Annotated in this window: 12 protein-coding genes and 2 pseudogenes; 9 read left to right on the top strand and 5 right to left on the bottom strand. The window is 42.9% G+C overall.

Features of this window, described 5'->3' with window-relative positions:
* Positions 1–20 precede the first annotated feature (20 nt).
* From GTU69_RS15950 to GTU69_RS15960, 3 genes and pseudogenes are all read left to right on the top strand, one after another.
* Entirely contained in the window at positions 21–1,190 is a 1,170-nt protein-coding gene (locus tag GTU69_RS15950; protein WP_166171955.1) for a replication initiation protein, read from the top strand.
* A gap of 285 nt (positions 1,191–1,475) precedes the next feature.
* A pseudogene (locus tag GTU69_RS15955) lies at positions 1,476–2,173 on the top strand (N-6 DNA methylase); the annotation flags it as partial.
* Positions 2,174–2,725: 552 nt separating this feature from the next.
* Positions 2,726–4,291 carry a sensor domain-containing diguanylate cyclase gene (locus tag GTU69_RS15960; RefSeq protein WP_166171957.1) on the top strand — a complete coding sequence of 522 codons (1,566 nt, stop codon included), beginning with the start codon at positions 2,726–2,728 and terminating at the stop codon, positions 4,289–4,291.
* A 21-nt stretch (positions 4,292–4,312) separates the two neighbouring features.
* Here the strand turns inward: GTU69_RS15960 and GTU69_RS15965 are convergent, their stop codons facing one another.
* A complete protein-coding gene (locus GTU69_RS15965; RefSeq protein WP_166171959.1) occupies positions 4,313–6,880 on the bottom strand; it encodes an EAL domain-containing protein in 2,568 nt (855 codons plus the stop codon).
* A gap of 619 nt (positions 6,881–7,499) precedes the next feature.
* On the opposite strand from GTU69_RS15965, the gene GTU69_RS15970 reads away from it, so the two are divergent.
* From GTU69_RS15970 to GTU69_RS15985, 4 genes are all read left to right on the top strand, one after another.
* Positions 7,500–8,414, top strand: coding sequence for a cation diffusion facilitator family transporter (locus GTU69_RS15970; protein ID WP_166171961.1), 915 nt, complete (start codon positions 7,500–7,502; stop codon positions 8,412–8,414).
* A 171-nt stretch (positions 8,415–8,585) separates the two neighbouring features.
* Complete coding sequence (locus GTU69_RS15975; protein ID WP_166171963.1) at positions 8,586–9,647, top strand: HlyD family efflux transporter periplasmic adaptor subunit; 1,062 nt, start codon at positions 8,586–8,588, stop codon at positions 9,645–9,647.
* The gene (gene rbbA / locus GTU69_RS15980; RefSeq protein ID WP_166171965.1) at positions 9,644–12,400 is read left to right on the top strand and encodes a ribosome-associated ATPase/putative transporter RbbA; all 2,757 of its coding nucleotides are present in this window, start codon (positions 9,644–9,646) and stop codon (positions 12,398–12,400) included. Before GTU69_RS15975 ends, rbbA begins: the two co-directional genes overlap by 4 nt.
* A 1-nt stretch (position 12,401) precedes the next feature.
* Positions 12,402–13,529 (top strand): ABC transporter permease, encoded by a 1,128-nt coding sequence (locus tag GTU69_RS15985; protein WP_166171967.1) that lies wholly within the window; start codon positions 12,402–12,404, stop codon positions 13,527–13,529.
* A gap of 328 nt (positions 13,530–13,857) precedes the next feature.
* Here the strand turns inward: GTU69_RS15985 and GTU69_RS15990 are convergent, their stop codons facing one another.
* Entirely contained in the window at positions 13,858–14,223 is a 366-nt protein-coding gene (locus GTU69_RS15990; protein ID WP_346764493.1) for an IS3 family transposase, read from the bottom strand.
* Between the two features lie 229 nt (positions 14,224–14,452).
* Here GTU69_RS15990 and GTU69_RS15995 point away from each other — a divergent pair, with 229 nt between their 5' ends.
* A complete protein-coding gene (locus GTU69_RS15995) occupies positions 14,453–15,766 on the top strand; it encodes a metallophosphoesterase (RefSeq protein WP_166171971.1) in 1,314 nt (437 codons plus the stop codon).
* A 202-nt stretch (positions 15,767–15,968) separates the two neighbouring features.
* On the opposite strand, the gene add is transcribed toward GTU69_RS15995, so the two are convergent.
* Entirely contained in the window at positions 15,969–16,991 is a 1,023-nt protein-coding gene (add, locus tag GTU69_RS16000) for an adenosine deaminase (RefSeq protein ID WP_166171973.1), read from the bottom strand.
* A gap of 296 nt (positions 16,992–17,287) precedes the next feature.
* Positions 17,288–17,422 carry a hypothetical protein gene (locus tag GTU69_RS17335; protein WP_277343582.1) on the bottom strand — a complete coding sequence of 45 codons (135 nt, stop codon included), beginning with the start codon at positions 17,420–17,422 and terminating at the stop codon, positions 17,288–17,290.
* A 580-nt stretch (positions 17,423–18,002) separates the two neighbouring features.
* Between GTU69_RS17335 and GTU69_RS16005 the strand changes: the two genes are divergently transcribed.
* A complete protein-coding gene (locus GTU69_RS16005; protein ID WP_166171975.1) occupies positions 18,003–18,437 on the top strand; it encodes an H-NS histone family protein in 435 nt (144 codons plus the stop codon).
* A 155-nt stretch (positions 18,438–18,592) separates the two neighbouring features.
* Here GTU69_RS16005 and GTU69_RS16010 read toward each other — a convergent pair.
* A pseudogene (locus GTU69_RS16010) lies at positions 18,593–18,714 on the bottom strand (IS5/IS1182 family transposase); the annotation flags it as partial.

Raw genomic sequence — 18,714 nt, forward strand, 5'->3', positions numbered from 1 at the left:
ATCACTTTTTTTTTCCACCTATGAACAAGCTGAATGAACAAGAAGAAATAGAATACTTACCGTATTGTATTGGCAATATTCGACATAATGGCGTGGTCAGTACCAGCAATCGACTGATCCGACCGATCGAACTGTCATCCAATGAGTACAAAGCGTTACTTTATGCGATGGCAGTGGCCAATTATGGTGAAAAAAATAATCAAGATCGTGAAATTACCGAGCAAACCTACATTTATTTGCATAAAGATGATTTAGGCGAATTGCTGGGGCTGGATAAAAAGAATTCCATTAATGTCGCGATTGACCGGATCTATAAAGAGCTGTCCTCCCGGGTGGCCCATTTTGTCATTGAAGAACCCGTAGATGAAAGCAAGCGCAAGGTTAAAAAAGTCCATTCAGTAGTTCCGATTATTCGAGAACTGCGTTGGGAAGATGATGCCAAAAATGCCTTGCAGATCCGTTTTACCAGTGAAGTACTGCCTTATTTTACCCGTCTGGCAAGCGGAAATTTTACCACTTACCAATTAAAGGATTTGTTTGCTTTAGACTCGGTAACTAGTATGAGCCTGTATTCCTACTTTATTAAAAACGAGTTCAAATATGCCAATCAAGACTGCTATGAGGTTGAACTGTCACTGGAAAATATCAAGGCACTTACCGACATTGGCGAAAAAAAATATGATCGCTGGGTCGACTTCAGACGTTATGTGCTGGATAAGATTGTTGAAGAAATTAATCAAAGAACCAGCCTTAAACTCGAATATGACACCATCAAGAAAGGCCGTCCTGTGGTGGGTGTGCGCTTTAAAATTGTGAATGGACATACTGAGGCGGTGATCCCACACAGCAACGAAAAGACCCAAATCTACTTGGATGTCGATTTTGATGACAATGCCATTGTGAAAGAGCTGGGGGCAAAATTCGATATGACAGTCCGTTCCTGGTATATCTATGCCAATGATCCGAATTATAAACAGTTCAGCAAATGGTTTAAGACCGAAGGCTGCCTAACTGACTCTCAGGCCAACGTGATTGTGAACGATATTATGTTCCAAATGGATTTTGCTGTGGCGGGTGCTTCCATGAGTGACTTCAAGAAAGAGATGAAATATAAACTGAAAAATGATCCCGATTTCGTTCAGCAAAATCGCGCGCGTTTGAATGAGATTTTTGGTAAAGAAATTGTTTAAAAAGTGTAGCAACTTACTACAGCTTTTATGACTATGCTTTAAACTGGATGTTGGGATCAGCGAGGCTTTAAAGTGTGTAGCAACTTGCTACAATTTTTATCATGTATCGCGCATTTCTATGCAAGATTAGACAAAGTCCAATCGTAGCGACAAATGAAGTCCTATAGCGCTGGAAACTTTTGATTATCAAGCTAAACTATACTTATAAAAAATTAAACTGATGAATTCTGCATGACCCTGGTATAACTGCAATAGCTACAAAAACAACTTTGGAATATTGCCAATATGTTGCGTGGCAGCATAGGGGAAGATGAATTGCGTGATTACATCTTGGTTTTTATTTTCTTTAAATACCTGTCAGAAAGCGGTGAACTTTGCCAATGAGCTGTTAGAGGGTGAAGATGTTATACCTTGAGCTGGATGAAAACAATCTTGAGCATGTGTCATATATCAAAGAAATCAGAAACAACGCTATTTGAAGAAGCAGGCTATACTTTAACCCTAAAACAACTGTTTTATAGCCTTGTGCAGCATGTTTGTCAGGGAAAAATCATTCTGGATGATTTACTGCACCCTTAAGTCAATTAAACAAAGTAATCTGGGCACTGATTCTACCTATGCCTTTCCAACCTGTTTGAAGACCCAGATCTGAACTTCACTAAAATCGGCAATAATGCCAGTAACCGTAATCAACTGGTGGTAAAAGCTCTCAGTCATTTAGATGATATTGATTTTGATATTTCCAATACCGAAGCCGATGTAGTAGGGTATGCCCACGAATACTGGATTGGCGAGTCTACTTTCGGTGTCTGAAAGAACCCCGGCGAGTTCTCTACCCTGCAAAAGATATCAACCTTACTGGCCTAGATGGTCACCCAAGGTAAAGAGCATTCGCTTCCTGTGTATGACCCGACCTGCGTTCAGGTTACTTGCTGCTGTGGGCGAAGCGTGAATGTAAAGATGAGGAGATGATTTATGGTCAACTACAAGATTAAGCTGTTTGCACGGGAGAACGTGTTTAGCTGTCTGCTGGTGGAAACGCGGTAGCAGATTGAGCAGTTTTATGTCGGGTTTGAAAAGCAGACAACGATGTGATCTGGCAAGATAAGATTTGAGCCAATCTAGATCTTGCCCGATCAGAGATCTTATTTAACTGATGGACTTATACCCAAAAACAAAGCAACAGGATCATATACCCATCATGTATCCTAACTTTTTCTTTGGTAAATATCTTAAACATGATACCCAACTATTCGGCTCATAAATCCGCAATAGTCATCTGAACGGTATCCATGTCTTTAAGAGCAACTGAATCATCCTATTGAAATAGTAGGCTATCTTTGGTCTATTTTGTAGGTTTAGCTAAGTTTTAATTTCTATTTAATAACTTGTCGTGATTTTACTGAGTAGCTTATGCATCGGTACACTCAAACCCGAGGTTAATAGTATTCAGTGAGTTTATTGGACATGAATTTATTAACTTACTTTATCAAATGTATTATAAAATATAGTCACAATAGTTTGGGATCAGGTTTTTGAAACAGATTCTCTTGGCACTTAAATTAAATCTTCGCAAACTGATTTTGATTTCGACTATCCTCAGTGTTTCGTGTTTATTTATTGTTTCTGTATTTATTCTAAATTATGTCATTAAAGACCAATTAATTCAGAATTCACTTTTAGTGAATGTCAAATATGCTTCAAAGGTTGCCAACAGCGCAGATCAGCATTTCGATGATATGCTCAAAGAATTAAAGTATAGTGCTGAGCTGTTAGGGCAGGATTTTTCTAATCCCCAATTAATCCAAGAAGAAGCAAAGCGTCTTAAACATCAATCCAACAAATTTAACAGTCTATTGGTTGTGGATAAGCAAAGCAGAGTTATTTCTTTTGCACCGCAAAGTTTAAACTTGAGTCCCCATATTTTATATAAAACAGTGGGAATTACTGAATCCTTAGAGCATAAAAGTACTTATATTTCTCCCCCTTATTGGTCAGTTAAACATAATCTAATTGTACTGCTATCTCAACCGATCTATGACCGCAATAAAAAATATCAGGGCATGGTGGGGGGCACGATTTATTTACAAAAAAATAATCTGATACAGAAAATGCTTTCTACCGAATATGACTTTAAGAAAAGTTATATGTATGTCATTGATCAGGATAATCGAATTATTTTTCATCCCGATCCGAGCAGAATCGGAGAGAAAATTATCAATAATACCGGACTGGATTATATGATCCGTACCCGGATGGGGAGTGTCCGGTTAATCAATAGTCGAGGAATCGAAAATTTGGCAGGTTTTGCCTACATTCCCAGTGTGAACTGGATTGTCGTCTCCCAGCAACCGACGGAAGAGTTGTTTAGGCAGGCTAACGTTATTCTTTTAAAAGTCTCAGTCGGCATTTTAATTTTTTATATTTTTATTTTTATTATTGTCTGGAGAATGTCGCGCTTTATTTCTTCACCGTTAAATAGCTTGGCAAAAATGGCTAGCATGCTCAATCAGCCCGACATTCAGGAGAACATTAAACAAGTTGATCCTTGGTATTTTGAGGTTTCAAAGTTTAGAACCTCATTGTTACTCAGTTCACAAACCTTCAGTGAGAAGATTGCTGAATTGCGTCAACATGTGAATACCGATCCACTGACCGGTTTATATAACCGGCGGGGGATGCAAATCTTCTTAAAAGAAGTGATGAACTTAGGACGAGATTTTGCTGTGCTAGCGATTGATATCGATTATTTTAAGCAGGTGAATGATCGCTATGGTCATGGTCAAGGAGATGCCGTTTTAAAAACCCTGGCCAGCTTGATGAAAAATAATTTCAGGGATGAAGACATCTGTTGTCGGATAGGAGGAGAGGAGTTTATTGTATTAATGACGACTTCAGATGCGAAGGTTGCTTATAATGCTGCGGAACGTTTAAGAAAAACAATCGAATCTAGTAACTTCAATTTTATCGAACCGATTACCATATCTGTTGGAATTGCCTTTTGGCCTAAAAGCTCAGATGATGTGACTGAGGTTTTTAAAATGGCTGATAATAAACTTTATCAGGCTAAAAATAACGGACGCAACTGTATCTGTTATTAGGCGGAGAGAGCGTATTGAGTTTTATACCAATTCGACCCGTTTATAATTAAGCTTGAGCTCGCTAAGCGAAGCGGGGTGAGCAAAATGGTAACCTTGAAAATGGTCACAATCATAGTTTTTTAAAAACTGCGCCTGAGCTTGAGTTTCTATGCCTTCAGCAACCACTTGTAATCCGAGTTGATGAGCCATGACAATAATCGCAGCGACAATTGCGCCATCTTTCTCATTTTGAGGTAAATGTTCAATAAAACTGCGATCGAGTTTTATCTCATCCACAGGTAAAGTACGTAAATAACTCAGGCTGGAGTATCCTGTGCCAAAGTCATCGACAGAGACTTTAATGCCCAAGTCACGAACAGCCTTTAAAATTTCTAATGAACGGTCAGCACCTGCGATTAACATGGTTTCGGTAACTTCAATTTTTAACAACTCGGGCTGCAACTGGGTATCTGCCAGGGTTTCTTGTAAGTCATGTAAAAAGCCGGTGCGCTTAAACTGTAGCGGGGAAAGATTGACAGCTACACTCAGATTAGTGCCATTTTTCTTGTTCCAATCGACGATATCCTGGCAGGCTTGCTGTAATACCCATTGGCCAATCACTACAATTTGACCGGTTGTTTCAGCAAAGGGAATAAACTCTGCTGGAGAGATGGAACCTCTTTGCGGATGCTGCCAACGAATCAAGGCTTCTACACTTTTTAATTGTCCTGAGTCAGCATCAATAACCGGTTGATAGACTAACCTGAACTGTTTTTCTTCTACGGCAACCATTAACTCATGGCGCATCAGCACATAGTCGATTTTCGGAGTGCGCGTAGAGTTAAAAGCATACCAATGCCAGGTATTGCCCCCTTCTTTTTTCGCTTCACTCATCGCATGTATGGCATGATGCAGCAATTCGTTAGATTTTTCTATTTGAGGATCATCATCTGCAATGCCAATACTGGCACTAATATGGATTTTATGACCATGAATATTAAATGGAGCTGACAGACTTTTTAAGACTTGCTCTGCAAGCACAGCGACCTGTTTTAAATCATCACATTTATTTAGCAGTATGCCAAATTCATCTGCTGAAAAATGCGAAATGATATGCTCTTCTGGGATAACCTGACGCAGACGATTGGCTACAGCTATCAAAAGTTGATCACCAATGAAGTGGCCCAAACCTTGATTTAAAGGCTGGAAGCCATCTAGATCCACGTACATGACAATGAGTGATCGGTGATTGTCATGGTGTAAATGGAAGGTCGTATCCAGTATTTCTTCAAAGGTATGATGATTAATTAATCCGGTTAGACTATCGTGGGTCTGCTGACGGGCGATATATTCGCTATTTGCCCGCTGTTGGGTAATATCTTGCTGAATTCCAATAAAATGGGTGCAAAAATTTTTGTCATCAAAAACCGGCCCCAATACCAGCTGATTCCAGAACCAGCTGCCATCTTTACGATAGTTTTTTAGGGTGATCTGGATTTCTTGCTGTTCTTGAAGTGCGTTGCGTATTTTATCAATTGTCTTCGGGTCGGTATCAGGACCTTGCAGAAAACGACAGTTCTGACCTAGCACCTCTTCTTTTTTATAACCGGTCAGGCTTTCAAAAGCAGGATTAACATATTCAATAGCATGCTGTGCAGAAGCATTGGTCAGCACGATGCCATGAGGATTCGCATCGACACTACGTTTCAGTAAACGTAACATTTCTTCGGTTTCATGCCGCTCGGTAATATTACGGGCGATCCCAAATACACCGACCACCTGCTGAGCTTGTTGAAGAGGTAAATAAGTGAGGTCTAGCCAGTAACATTCCCCCAAGGCATTCTTTGCCTGAATTTCCAGGTGTTGGCTGTTGCCTTGCAAGGCCTGTTCAAATGCAGTTTGAACTATAGCTTGAAAGTTAGGGCAGATAAATTTTGAGAAATGTAAGCCCCTGGTCTGTTCCGGATTTAATCTGGTGAGGTCTTTAGAGGCAAGATTAACATCCAGAATAATGCCTGCAGGATTATGTTCAAAAATGGCATCGGGATGGTAAGTGAAGAAAGACCGATATTTGTCATTTAGCGCCAGTCTCTGTTGCCGTTCTGCATGCAGGTCCATACTCAAGGCAACTAAAGATGCGGCATGAGTAATCAATTTAATATGAGTAGAGCTTGGACACTTGGGAGAACGGTAATAGGTTGCAAAGGTTCCATAGAGGGTTCCCTGCGCATTAATAATCGGCATTGACCAACACGCATTGAGATTTTCTTCTTGAATCAGGCTATGGAAAGCTTCCCAGTTGGGGTCAATCGCTAAATTTTCACAAATCACCAGTTTGCGGTGAAAAGCGGCCGCACCACATGCTCCCACATGTGGACCTATTTTTAGATTAGAGACCGTTTCTATATATCGGTTGGAAAAATGCTGGCTACCACTAATTAAATTTAAAGTTTGTTCTGTTTCAGAGTACAACATAATGGAGACCATTGAATCTGGTATCCGGGCTTCTAGCCATTCACTGACCATCTGAAATATGAGGCTTAACTCAGCATGCTGCCCAATTAAATTAAAAATAGATTGAGTATCTAAATAACTCGCTGTTTGACTCATATAGTTTGCCACCCTAGAGTTGTATTGCGCATTTTGGATAGATTCTCAACGAAATTTTGTAAAACTGGATCTAAATGTGAATGATTACCTTTATTTAAATACTATAACAAAAATGCGATAACCTTCACATATTATTATCTAAAAGTCTTATCAATATCAGGTTTTAATTTAAACAAGTAGCCTCAAGAATATTCCCGGTTACAATCATCGGGACAGAAACAATGGTTTGTTAACGTATCAACAGCTTATTCATGCGTTTGCATTGCAACAGTATATGGTCCTGAAAAGCAAAGATACGCTGCAAATTGTATCCGGCAGAATAGAACCTGTAATGGAGAGATTACTACAACAATAGCACCCATCACCTCGGTCTTTTTCAGCGTATTACATTTCTTTTTATTTGAATATTGAAAATATCGACATTTAAAACATACTCAATCATCATTCAAATTAAGTTGAACTCAGGTAGTTTGGGACAATGGGGTTATTTCTCTCTTTTCTACTTGCAAATACCTTGGGATGCCTTGTTGAAGAAAAATGCGTGCTTGATAAAGCTCATACCCCATCATACTGATATATAATCGATAATAATCAAGTGAACTGAGCGACTGGAGCAGCGATGTCTGTACAGCATTTTGACGATGACACCCATGAAGATGATTTAATTAGTCCAGAACAGCGTGCTCAGGCAGCGAGTAAAACCACTTGGGTGAGTGTAGGGGTTAACCTGGTTTTATCGATCTTTCAGATTGTGGTCGGGATTTTTGCCAAGTCCCAAGGCCTGATTGCAGACGGTATTCATACCCTCAGTGATTTGGTGGCTGATTTTATTGTACTGTTTGCCAACCATCACAGTAAAAAAGAGGCAGATGACGATCATCCTTTTGGTCATTACCGCTTTGAAAATGCAGCCTCTTTTATTCTAGGCTTGCTTTTGTTGGGAGTCGGCATTGGAATGCTGGTCATGGCAACCAATAAAATTCTCAATCCGGAACAGATTCCGAAAGTACAGTCAGTGGCCTTGTATATCGCCATGCTGGCCCTGGTGGGCAAAGAATTATTGTTTCGTTACATGCTGAAAGTTGCCAAAAAAGTCAAATCAAGTATGTTGGTAGCGAATGCATGGCATGCCCGTTCTGATGCCGCTTCATCTTTGGTGGTGCTGGTCGGGATTGCAGGAAACTTGTTCGGTTATCCTATTCTTGACCCGATTGCTGCCCTTGTGGTCGGTTTGATGATTATTAAAATGGGGTGGGAATTTGGCTGGCAAGCATTAAGTGATTTGATGGACCGGGCGGCAGATGAACATGAAATTCAGGCCATAGAACAGACCTTCCTTTCCACTGAAGGTATTCAAGGCGTGCATAATATTCGGACTCGTAAAATGGGAGATATGATTATCGTGGATGCACATATTGAGGTCGATGGCAATCTAAGTGTGCGTCAAGGACACGATATTTCAGTGAATGCGAGAAATCTGGTGATGAAGAAGCATCAGGTGATTGATGTCATCACCCATATGGATCCTGTTTAATTTAATTGGGTACACAACTTAAGCGACTGAGCATTAAACCACAGTGGATTGACAGCGAAAAGTCGTTTTATCAGCTCAACTGTCACCTTGTGCTGCATATTGAGGGTGACATGACTCCTATAAAATAATTTTGAAAGATGTCTTTAGAATAAAATTTGGGTAAGCAGGCACATGAATATAAAGAAAATCGCTGTTGTCGGTGCAATTGTGGTTCTGGGGCTGGTGGCCTATCTGGTTTGGAAAAACATGAACCAGCCGGATACACAGGCTTTAGTCAGTGGCAATGGGCGGATTGAAGCGACTGAAATCAATATCTCCAGTAAATTGTCTGGTCAGCTGGAAGAAATTTTGGTGCAGGAAGGAGATTTTGTCGAACCAGGCCAGGTTTTGGCACGTATTAAAGTCTCTGCACTAGAAGCACAGCTGCGTGAAGTTCAGGCCCAGCAGCGTCAGGCACAGGATGGCATTGCGACCGCAGAAGCCCAGGTGGCCATGCGTATCAGTGAAAAAGCGGCAGCTGCAGCCATAGTCGAGCAGCGTGAAACCGAACTGGTCGCTGCTAAAAATCGTCTGGCACGAACCGAAATTTTGGCCAAAGACGGGGCAGTCTCTAAACAGCAGCTGGATGATGAGCGCGCTGATGTCAAAAGTGTTGCAGCCGTGCTGAGTGCGGCAAGAGCACAAGTGGACAGTGCACAAAGTGCGATTGTGGCCGCGCGCAGCCAGGTGTCGAGTGCACACTCGCAAGTCGATGCCATTAAGGCCACAATAGAGCGGATCAATTTCGATATTGAAGATGCCCAGCTTAAGGCACCGTTGAAAGCGCGTGTCCAGTTTCTGGTCGCGCAGCCGGGTGAAATGATTTCGGCAGGTGGGCGGGTCATGAACCTGATTGATCTGTCTGATGTGTATATGACTTTCTTCCTGCCGGAAACCGTGGCTGGACGTATCGCAATAGGTACTGAAGTCCGTATCGTACTGGATGCGGCCAAAAATGTGGTGATTCCTGCCAAGGTATCGTTTGTCGCGGATACTGCGCAATTCACGCCGAAGACGGTGGAAACTGAAAGTGAACGTCAGAAACTGATGTTCCGTATTAAGGCAAAAATTGATCCAGTGTTGTTGCAGAAATACATCCAGCAAGTCAAAACTGGTCTTCCGGGTGTAGCCTATATCAAAATTGACGAGAATGCGCCTTGGCCTGCATTCCTAAGCAATCTGGTTAAATCATGACAGCAGTATCTGCACAGGGCGCCATTGTTGCCGACATTCAGCAGGTCAGTCTGAAATACGGCAAAACCCAAGCCTTAAAGGACATTTCCCTGGCATTGCCTGCGGGTTGCATGATTGGTCTGATCGGCCCGGATGGCGTGGGAAAATCCAGCCTGCTGGCATTACTGGCCGGTGCCAAGGTAGTCCAGCAAGGCCGCTTGATGGTGCTTGGTGGAGATATTGCCGACCGAAAGCACCGCAGAAAAGTCTGTCCGCATATTGCCTATATGCCGCAGGGCTTGGGCAAGAACTTATCCAAAACCCTTTCGGTTGAAGAAAACCTGCAGTTCGTCGCCCGTTTGTTTGGACATAATGCTGTTGAAAGCCGAAAACGTATTGATGAACTGACCAAAAGTACGGGACTGTATGAATTTCTCGATCGTCCGGCCGGAAAACTGTCCGGCGGGATGAAGCAGAAACTTGGTCTGTGCTGTTCCCTGATTCACGATCCCGACTTTCTGATCCTGGATGAGCCCACCACCGGTGTTGACCCCTTGGCACGTGCACAATTTTGGGAATTGATTAACCGTATCCGTAGCGTCCGCCCACAGATGAGTGTGATTGTGGCGACTGCCTATATGGATGAAGCACAGGGTTTTGACTGGCTGGCGATGATGGATGAAGGTCACATCCTACAAACTGGTAGTCCCGAGGAACTGTTGGCACAGACCGACAGCCGCAGTCTGGAAGAAGCCTACATCAAGCTTTTGCCCGTGGAAAAGAAACAGGGTTATGAGCCGGTGGTGATTCCGCCTTTAGCGGATGATGGTTCGGATGGCTATGCGCTGGAAGCCAAGGACCTGACGGTCAAATTTGGTGACTTTACCGCAGTAGATCATGTCAATTTCCAAATCAGGCGTGGGGAAATATTTGGATTTTTAGGCTCCAATGGTTGTGGTAAATCGACCACGATGAAGGTCTTGACCGGATTGCTGGAGGCTTCGGAAGGGCAAGCCTGGCTGTTCGGGCAACCGGTGCAAGGCAGTGATATGGCCACCCGTCGTCGCGTTGGTTATATGTCGCAATCCTTTTCACTCTATAGTGAACTGACGATTATCCAGAACTTGGTACTGCATGCCAAACTGTTTCATGTGCCGGCAGAACAGGTTGATGCACGTGTTGAGCAGATGTTACAGCGTTTTGATCTGATGGAACTGAAAGATAAATTGCCTGACGATTTGCCGCTCGGGATCCGCCAGCGTCTGTCACTTGCGGTAGCGCTGGTGCATAATCCGGAAATTTTGATTCTGGATGAGCCGACCTCAGGCGTGGACCCGATTGCCCGGGATAAATTCTGGCATGATCTGATTACCCTGTCGCGTCAGGATGGGGTCACCATCTTTATTTCCACGCACTTTATGAATGAAGCCGAGCGCTGTGACCGCATGTCGCTGATGCATGCCGGTCGGGTTTTGGACAGTGCTGCACCGGTACAACTGATGCAGAACCGGCAGGCCGAAACCTTAGAGCAGGCATTTATTGGCTATCTGCTGGATGCCGGTGCAGGCAGCCAGACTCCAGCTGAAGAAGAGCTGGAGAGTAGTCCAGCCGAGCGTCAGCCAGCCGGGACGCAGCAGAGAAAATCCAGCCGATTTAGCCTGCAACGCCTGCTTAGTTATGCCTGGCGGGAATCCCTGGAACTGGCCCGTGACCCGATTCGCGCCACCATGGCTTTGGTCGGCTCCATTATCCTGCTGTTTGTGATGGGTTACGGCATTACCATGGACGTGGATGATCTGACTTTTGCGGTGCTGGATCGGGATCAGACCGGGCTGAGCCAGAATTACAGCATGAGTATTGCCGGGTCGCGTTATTTTGTCGAAAAGCCACCTTTGCAAAGCTATGACGACCTGGACCAGCGCATGCGCAGTGGCGAAATTGCGTTAGCCATCGAGATTCCGCCCGGTTTTGCCCGGGATGTGGCCCGGGGTGAGGAGGTCAAGATTGGCGCCTGGATCGACGGTGCCATGCCACAGCGTGCCGAAACGGTCCAGGGTTATGTACAGGGCATTCATGCACACTGGTTGATGCAGCAGGCACTGGAGCACAGCGGGTATAAGATGTCGAGTACAGTCAGTGTCGAAACCCGATTCCGCTATAACCCGGATATCAAGAGCTTGCCGGCGATGGCACCTGCTCTATTTCCGCTGCTCATCCTGCTGATTCCGGCCATGCTGACGGCGCTGTCTGTGGTGCGGGAAAAAGAGCTGGGTTCGATTGTGAATTTGTATGTCACTCCGGTCACCCGTAGCGAATTCCTGATCGGCAAACAGATTCCATATGTCGTGCTGGCCATGCTGAACTATGTCCTGATGTGCCTGATTATTGTGCTGATGTTTGATGTACCGATCAAAGGCAGTTTTTTGACCCTGACCTTGGCTTCATTTTTGTTTATTATTTTTTCCACGGGGACGGGTTTATTGGCTTCCGCCCTGACCAAAAGTCAGATTGCCTCGATGTTTCTGGTGATGCTTGGCACGCTGATTCCGGTGATGCAGTTTGCCGGTATTATTAATCCGGTTTCTGCGCTGGAAGGATTTGGCCGCTGGTTTGGCGGAATTTATCCTGCTACACATATGGTGAATATTAGCCGTGGCGTGTTTAACAAAGCTTTAGGTTTTCAGGACTTGCATCAGTCTCTTTGGGTAATCTTGCTGTCAGTGCCTGTCATTATGTGTGCGGCAATCCTGGCGCTAAAAAAACAGGAGTCCTAGGATGTTCCGTCAGAAAATACAGAATATCTACCAGCTCGGTTGCAAGGAATTGTGGAGTCTATGGCGTGACCCGGTCATGCTGATCCTGATCATCTACACCTTTACTGTGGCAATTTATACGGCAGCCACAGCCATGACCGATAGTCTGAACATGGCTCCGATTGCAATTGTAGATGAAGATCATTCAACCTTGTCCGAGCGAATTACCTCGGCATTTTATCCACCGTATTTTATTCCACAAAGCACTGAACTGAATTATATGGATGCTGGAATGGATGCTGGGGAATTTACCTTTGCTCTAAATATTCCGGTGAATTTTCAGGAAGATGTGCTTGCAGGAAAAGAAGCGGCGATTCAGGTGAATGTCGACGCTACGCGTATGTCTCAGGCGATGACCGGGGCTGGCTATATTCAGCAGATTATTCAGTCCGAAGTCAGTGAATATGTGTTGCATAGCCGGGAAGTGAGCAGCATGCCGGTTGAACTGGAGATGCGTGCCCGCTTTAACCCGTTGCTGGACCAAAAATGGTTTGGCAGTGTCATGGAAATCATCAATAATGTGGCGATGCTGTCCATCATTCTGACCGGAGCAGCTTTAATTCGCGAGCGTGAGCACGGCACTGTAGAACATCTGATGGTGATGCCGGTCACGGTGTTTGAAATTATGATGTCCAAGGTCTGGTCCATGAGTCTGGTGGTATTGATTGCGGCTTTTACCGGGCTGAAACTGGTGGTACAGCTGGCCTTGCAGGTTCCGATTGAAGGGAACCTGTTGCTCTTCTTCTTTGGGGCATTATTGACCCTGTTTGCCACTACCTCGATGGGCATTTATCTGGCCACAATGTCGAAATCGATGCCACAGTTTGGTTTATTGATGATGTTGATTCTGATCCCGATGGAAATGCTCTCAGGCGGGATGACACCACGGGAAAGCATGCCAGAGGTATTGCAGTATCTAATGTTGATCGCTCCGACCACGCATTTTGTTGAACTGGCCCAAGCTATTCTGTATCGAAATGCCGGGCTGAATATCGTTTGGCCGTCGTTTCTCTGGCTGGTTGGAATTGCCGTGCTGTTTTTCTATGTGGCTTGGAAACGTTTTAAGGATACTATTCATACCATGACCTGAGCATAACCAGAGGCGGGTAAATATTAGTATTTTTAAATATCGTTAAGTTTCCAGTAAATACTGTTTTGTTTGGGGATTCATCAAACTGATCTGATACTAGCAAGATTTCATTGGGTCTAAATGCATTGAAAATAAGGCATGGCGGCTCATACTCGTAACTAAGTTATGCTCCTGACAGAATTCTGCCAGTCTCCGCTGCTGTATTGTGAGCCTGAGCAGCACTGCTGCGCAAGTTAGTGTATGATCCAGATTCATTGGGTCTGCGTCGCCATACTGCCATTAAAAGTGCATCTAAAACGATATCCTTGGCAAGCGTAGGTTTCATTGATCAACTGATAACTTTCCTTGAATATAAATCAAGAACCACAGCCAGATATAACCAGCCTTGCCATATGCGAATGTCTTGCGAAGCAGTGCTTCTCATATCAGTCACCTGAGAAACACTGTTGCGTAAGGTATCAGGTGTGTTTACAACAAACTCTCGATTTAAGTGATTTGGTGGAACGATTTGAGGACGACCACAGCCATAACTCTTATGCTTTTTATATCCTCGAACAGCGGCAATGCTATTGTTCTTCATGATCTTCAGTACACGATTAGGCCCGCAGCTTTCACCCAGCTCTTTAAGATCCAGCGTGATGCGACGATAACTGTAGATATCATAACTGGCATCATAAGAAGAAGTGCAATTAATTCACGTGAATTATCAATATATTCCAAAGTATTACTCAATTCTGTACAAAAAATATCCCAAAGACAAAATAATTGGTTAATATGATTGATGAAATAGTCTTTTTATAAAATTTTATCTTGATAATCAAAATGATAAAAATTCAAAAGGTTGTTTCTATCCAACTTTTCGCTTGAACCCGTGTTAAAGAGGGTATGCGAACAAATATTCCAATTAAGGGGGAGAAATCATAATGAAAAAGAGAATTGTCACATTGTTATTACTACAGATGGGATTGCCATTTGCACTTTCGGGGTGTAATACAGACAATAATGCTCCGGAAGCCACATCGACTCCAGCAGTCAAAGGACTTTGGACACCATCTGCATCTGTAAATAAAATCGTTGTGCTCAGTGATATACATCTTGGGGTGGATGATCGCTATTCTGAAACAGTTGAAAATCGCGACCTCCTGCTGGATTTTCTCGCAAAACTTGAAAATACTTCCGATGTGCGCGAGGTCGTCCTTAACGGGGATTTCTTAGATGACTGGTACCTGCCTCTTACCTATGTGACCTACAGCGATCCCGGGAAATTTTACCGCGAGGTCATCAAAAACAATCAGGCAGTGATAGATGCGTTGAACAGCCTGATGAAAAAGGGCATCAAACTGGTCTATATTCCTGGCAATCACGATATGCTGCTTAAAAGCGCAGTGTTGGATGAAGCTTTGCCCGGAATCGTGCAGCAGCGTGATGCGGAAGGTCTTGGGGTATATATAACTGGTGACCGTCAGGAAATTAGCATTGAGCACGGTCATCGCTATGATGTTTTTTCAGCACCTGACAGCATTTCCAATCAAGAATTCTGTCAAAATGGGGAAAGCAGTATCCTTCCTCCTGGATATTTCTATGCACGCGTTGCGGCAAGCTGGGTGCTACAGGGTAAACCGCCCATTAAAAAAGATTATCCGGAGATTACAACTAGTCCCGATCCAATCGATAATCCTGACCAGTATGGCGCCTATCTGTACTACAAAGTACTCCATTCCGAATTTACCCGAATTACCCCGATTGAGCGCTTTGAAGATAAGGTAGTTGATTTGGATATTGCATGCCTGCACGGCCGTTACTCGATACAAGACTTTTACCCAGTGCAGCAGCCAGATGGAACCATCTCCGCACCACTACTATTCAAGAACTTTCAACGAACATGGGATGAACGTCAGGCAATCAATCAGGTTGCCGTGAAAACCAGCTTTGCCCAAGCAGTGGCAGGCACACTCAGTCCAGACTACTATTTCAATCAGGCTAAAGCGCAATATTTGGAAAATCCGGAAAAATCTATTGATATTGTAGTCTTTGGCCATACCCATTCACCAGAGATCCGGACACTCGAGCGTAAACAGTATGTGAACGATGGCACTTGGGTCGATCATAACAGCGTTTATCCTTATACAACCAGAACATTCACTGTCATCACAACCGGTACGGTTAGCAACGCTGCACTTTATGATTATATGCCTGATGGAACAATCATCGACATTTCGAATAAGGTGAGCAAATAATAAAGCTGAATCATTTCTTTACGTTATGTAAATGATTTGATATGCGCCCAATACGTTGTCATAATAAGTAGGTGCGACACGACATGATTGGTTGAAAAGCAATCATCTCTGTAGGCCAAGATGAAAGTTGCCCTTTATTGGCAGTTATTTTTTGGAAATGATAAAGCGTGATTTGACTCTTGGCTTATAGTAGAGCAAGTGGTTAGTTAATTCCTGAAAAGGCGTTACGCTGCGATACTTTCTCTTGAAGCTGCTGTTTTTCCTGAGCGGATAAAAAGGCGATGCTCAAACCGTTTTGCTGCGCTTGTCGGATTTGTGCTTCGGACAAGCCTGCCTGTGGTGCTGCGTGTAAATATTCATGTTTAATATCAATACCTTCAACTGCAGGATCGTCACTGTTAATCGTGGCTAAAATCCCATGTTCAAGAAATGTTTTAAGCGGATGTTGAGCAATATCGGCAACGGTACTGGTTTGCAGATTTGAGGTAATGCAGGACTCAATCCCGATCTGATGTTCAACTAAATAATCCAGCAATTTTGCATCTTCCACAGCTTTCACCCCATGCCCGATACGGGTTGCACCGAGGGTTTGAATCGCTTGCCAAATACTGCTTGCACCAGCGGCTTCACCTGCATGGACGCTGATATGCCAGCCTGCATCACGAGCTTGCTTGAAATGATCAATAAACAGTTCCCCTGGAAAGCCCAGTTCATCACCTGCCAAATCTAGTGCGGCAATTTGGTCACGATGAGTCAGTAAGGCATCCAGTTCTTGCTGGCAGCGAACCTGCCCAAAGGTACGACTCATAATACCGATGAGCTTAGCAGGAAGATCAAAGTCACGGCTGCCTTGCTGAACGCCATCAATCACGGCTTCGACTACGCCAGCCAATGGAAGTTGATGGCTCATCGCCATATAAAAGGGTGAAAAGCGCAGTTCGACATAGTCCAAACCTTGTTGTGCTGCATCTTGCATATTTTCCCATGCGACACGGCAGCAGGCGTCCAAATCACCCAAGACTTTCACGCCCCAGTCCAGTTTTTTTAAGAAACTCAGCAGGTCGGGCTGATTGTTCATGACCTGAACATGCGGCAGTAGTTCTGGCAGTGTGTTGGCAGGCAGTTGAATCTGAAATTGCTGCCCCAGTTCTAAAATGGTTTGCGGACGAATATTGCCATCGAGGTGGCGGTGTAAATCGGTTAGCGGGATATTTTTATCAATCATTGTTACTCACTTAACGGTTTATCCAGTCAAAAAAAGCGTGATTTCCTCACAGCATAATCGCAAGTGGATTCATTAGGCTACTGCATAATCATATATGCTGTAGTGAAGGCTATATTTTAAAACAGATAAGCCTTTATTAATGGGTTATGGCGTATTCCGCTGATGGACTTGGAAAGTGCTAAGAACATACTTGTGCTTGGGCATAATCTAGCAGTAGGAATCACCGTTCTTAAAGAGTGGCGAGGATGTCAAATCCATCATGGGTAGAGAGATTGGGGTACTTATAAAAAGTGCTCTTATGCCACGCCCACATTAAATAATGACGCGATCCAAGAGGTGATAACATCGCGATAAGCCAATAAATACATCAGTTGTAGCTGCTGCATGTATTCTAGCTCTTGTAATGTTAAACATGCGCTAACTTTCAACATTACTTGTTGCTTCAATTAATTAAAAATTTATTTCAGACTGACTAACTTTGCATGACACAACTGTACACGCTGAAAAGAGTTGTATTTAAAGTTGCTGACTGCTGAAACCGCATGTTTTTGCATATAGAATGTATGAAATGCTTTGAGCTGTCCAAAGAATAGACGATATTTGTCTAGGATAGTGGTGGCAGTACAATAAGCTTTATTTGATCAACGAAACAATAAAAACATCACATTATGTATTGTTTTTGGTCTTATGCTAGAGGCTATTCAATATGGTTCTTTGTGGTAAATGGCCTAAGAAAAAAGTAGCTTTCAGTCAAATAGTCTAGCCCTTTGCTTTTAGCATAAAAACAAAAAATAATTTTGATGATAATATTATAATATCCTTAGACTCCTCAAAGCAGTAGGAGTTCCCATCAAAAAATGGTATTTAATTAATTTTTGATATCTAATATTTTATATTTAGATATAATCTGATTTCATACATACTAAAGAAAGCTTTATACATTATAGTACACTTTTCTTTACGTATTAATTAGTTAATATTATACATTTTATCAGGTTGAGGTTTATATCTATGGTTGAGAGAACTGACTTTTCGGATAAGAATTTTGCCTTACTTGCAAAATCATTTGAAGAAAAATCAACCGATGATATCAATATAATGATCAAGCAGCTTCATGACGTTCTTGATCAAAAAAAGAAAGATAATATTCGGGAGGTGTACGAACGTCTTGTAAGTGATACTCAAAAGCTAGGTTTTGAAAGTATACAAGATTTTATTGAAGCGGCTGAAGTACAAGGTTTAGTAAAGATATCTCCTCTTCGTACTCAACGCCGTATGATTCCCATAAGGTATCGTAATCCTGAAGATAGCAATGAAACTTGGACAGGTCGTGGAAAACAACCACGCTGGTTAGTTGCTAAGCTTGAACAAGGCCATAGTATTGATGAATTTGAAATTTCACAGGAAGAAATGGACTTACAAATAAGATCTGAAAATATGATTTAAATGTCAAAAAATATTAGGATGTGTCATCAACTAAGCCAAATTACTATTGAGGCAAAGTAAGTTGCTTACAAAAATTATGGCGATTTATTATAGTATGCAATAATAGTATTTTACATTATAAAGATATTAGTCATAATTGATACTAGGGCGTGTCCTCATTTGGCTTTGCACCAAATAAATATGCAGGCTATACGGATCATAGATTTATAATTGCGTGCTAGTTTATCAAATCGAGTTGCAATAGCACGGAAATGTTTTAATCTCGCAAAAGCATTTT

This window comes from Acinetobacter sp. SA01, from assembly GCF_011319235.1.
Classification (GTDB): Bacteria; Pseudomonadota; Gammaproteobacteria; order Pseudomonadales; family Moraxellaceae; genus Acinetobacter.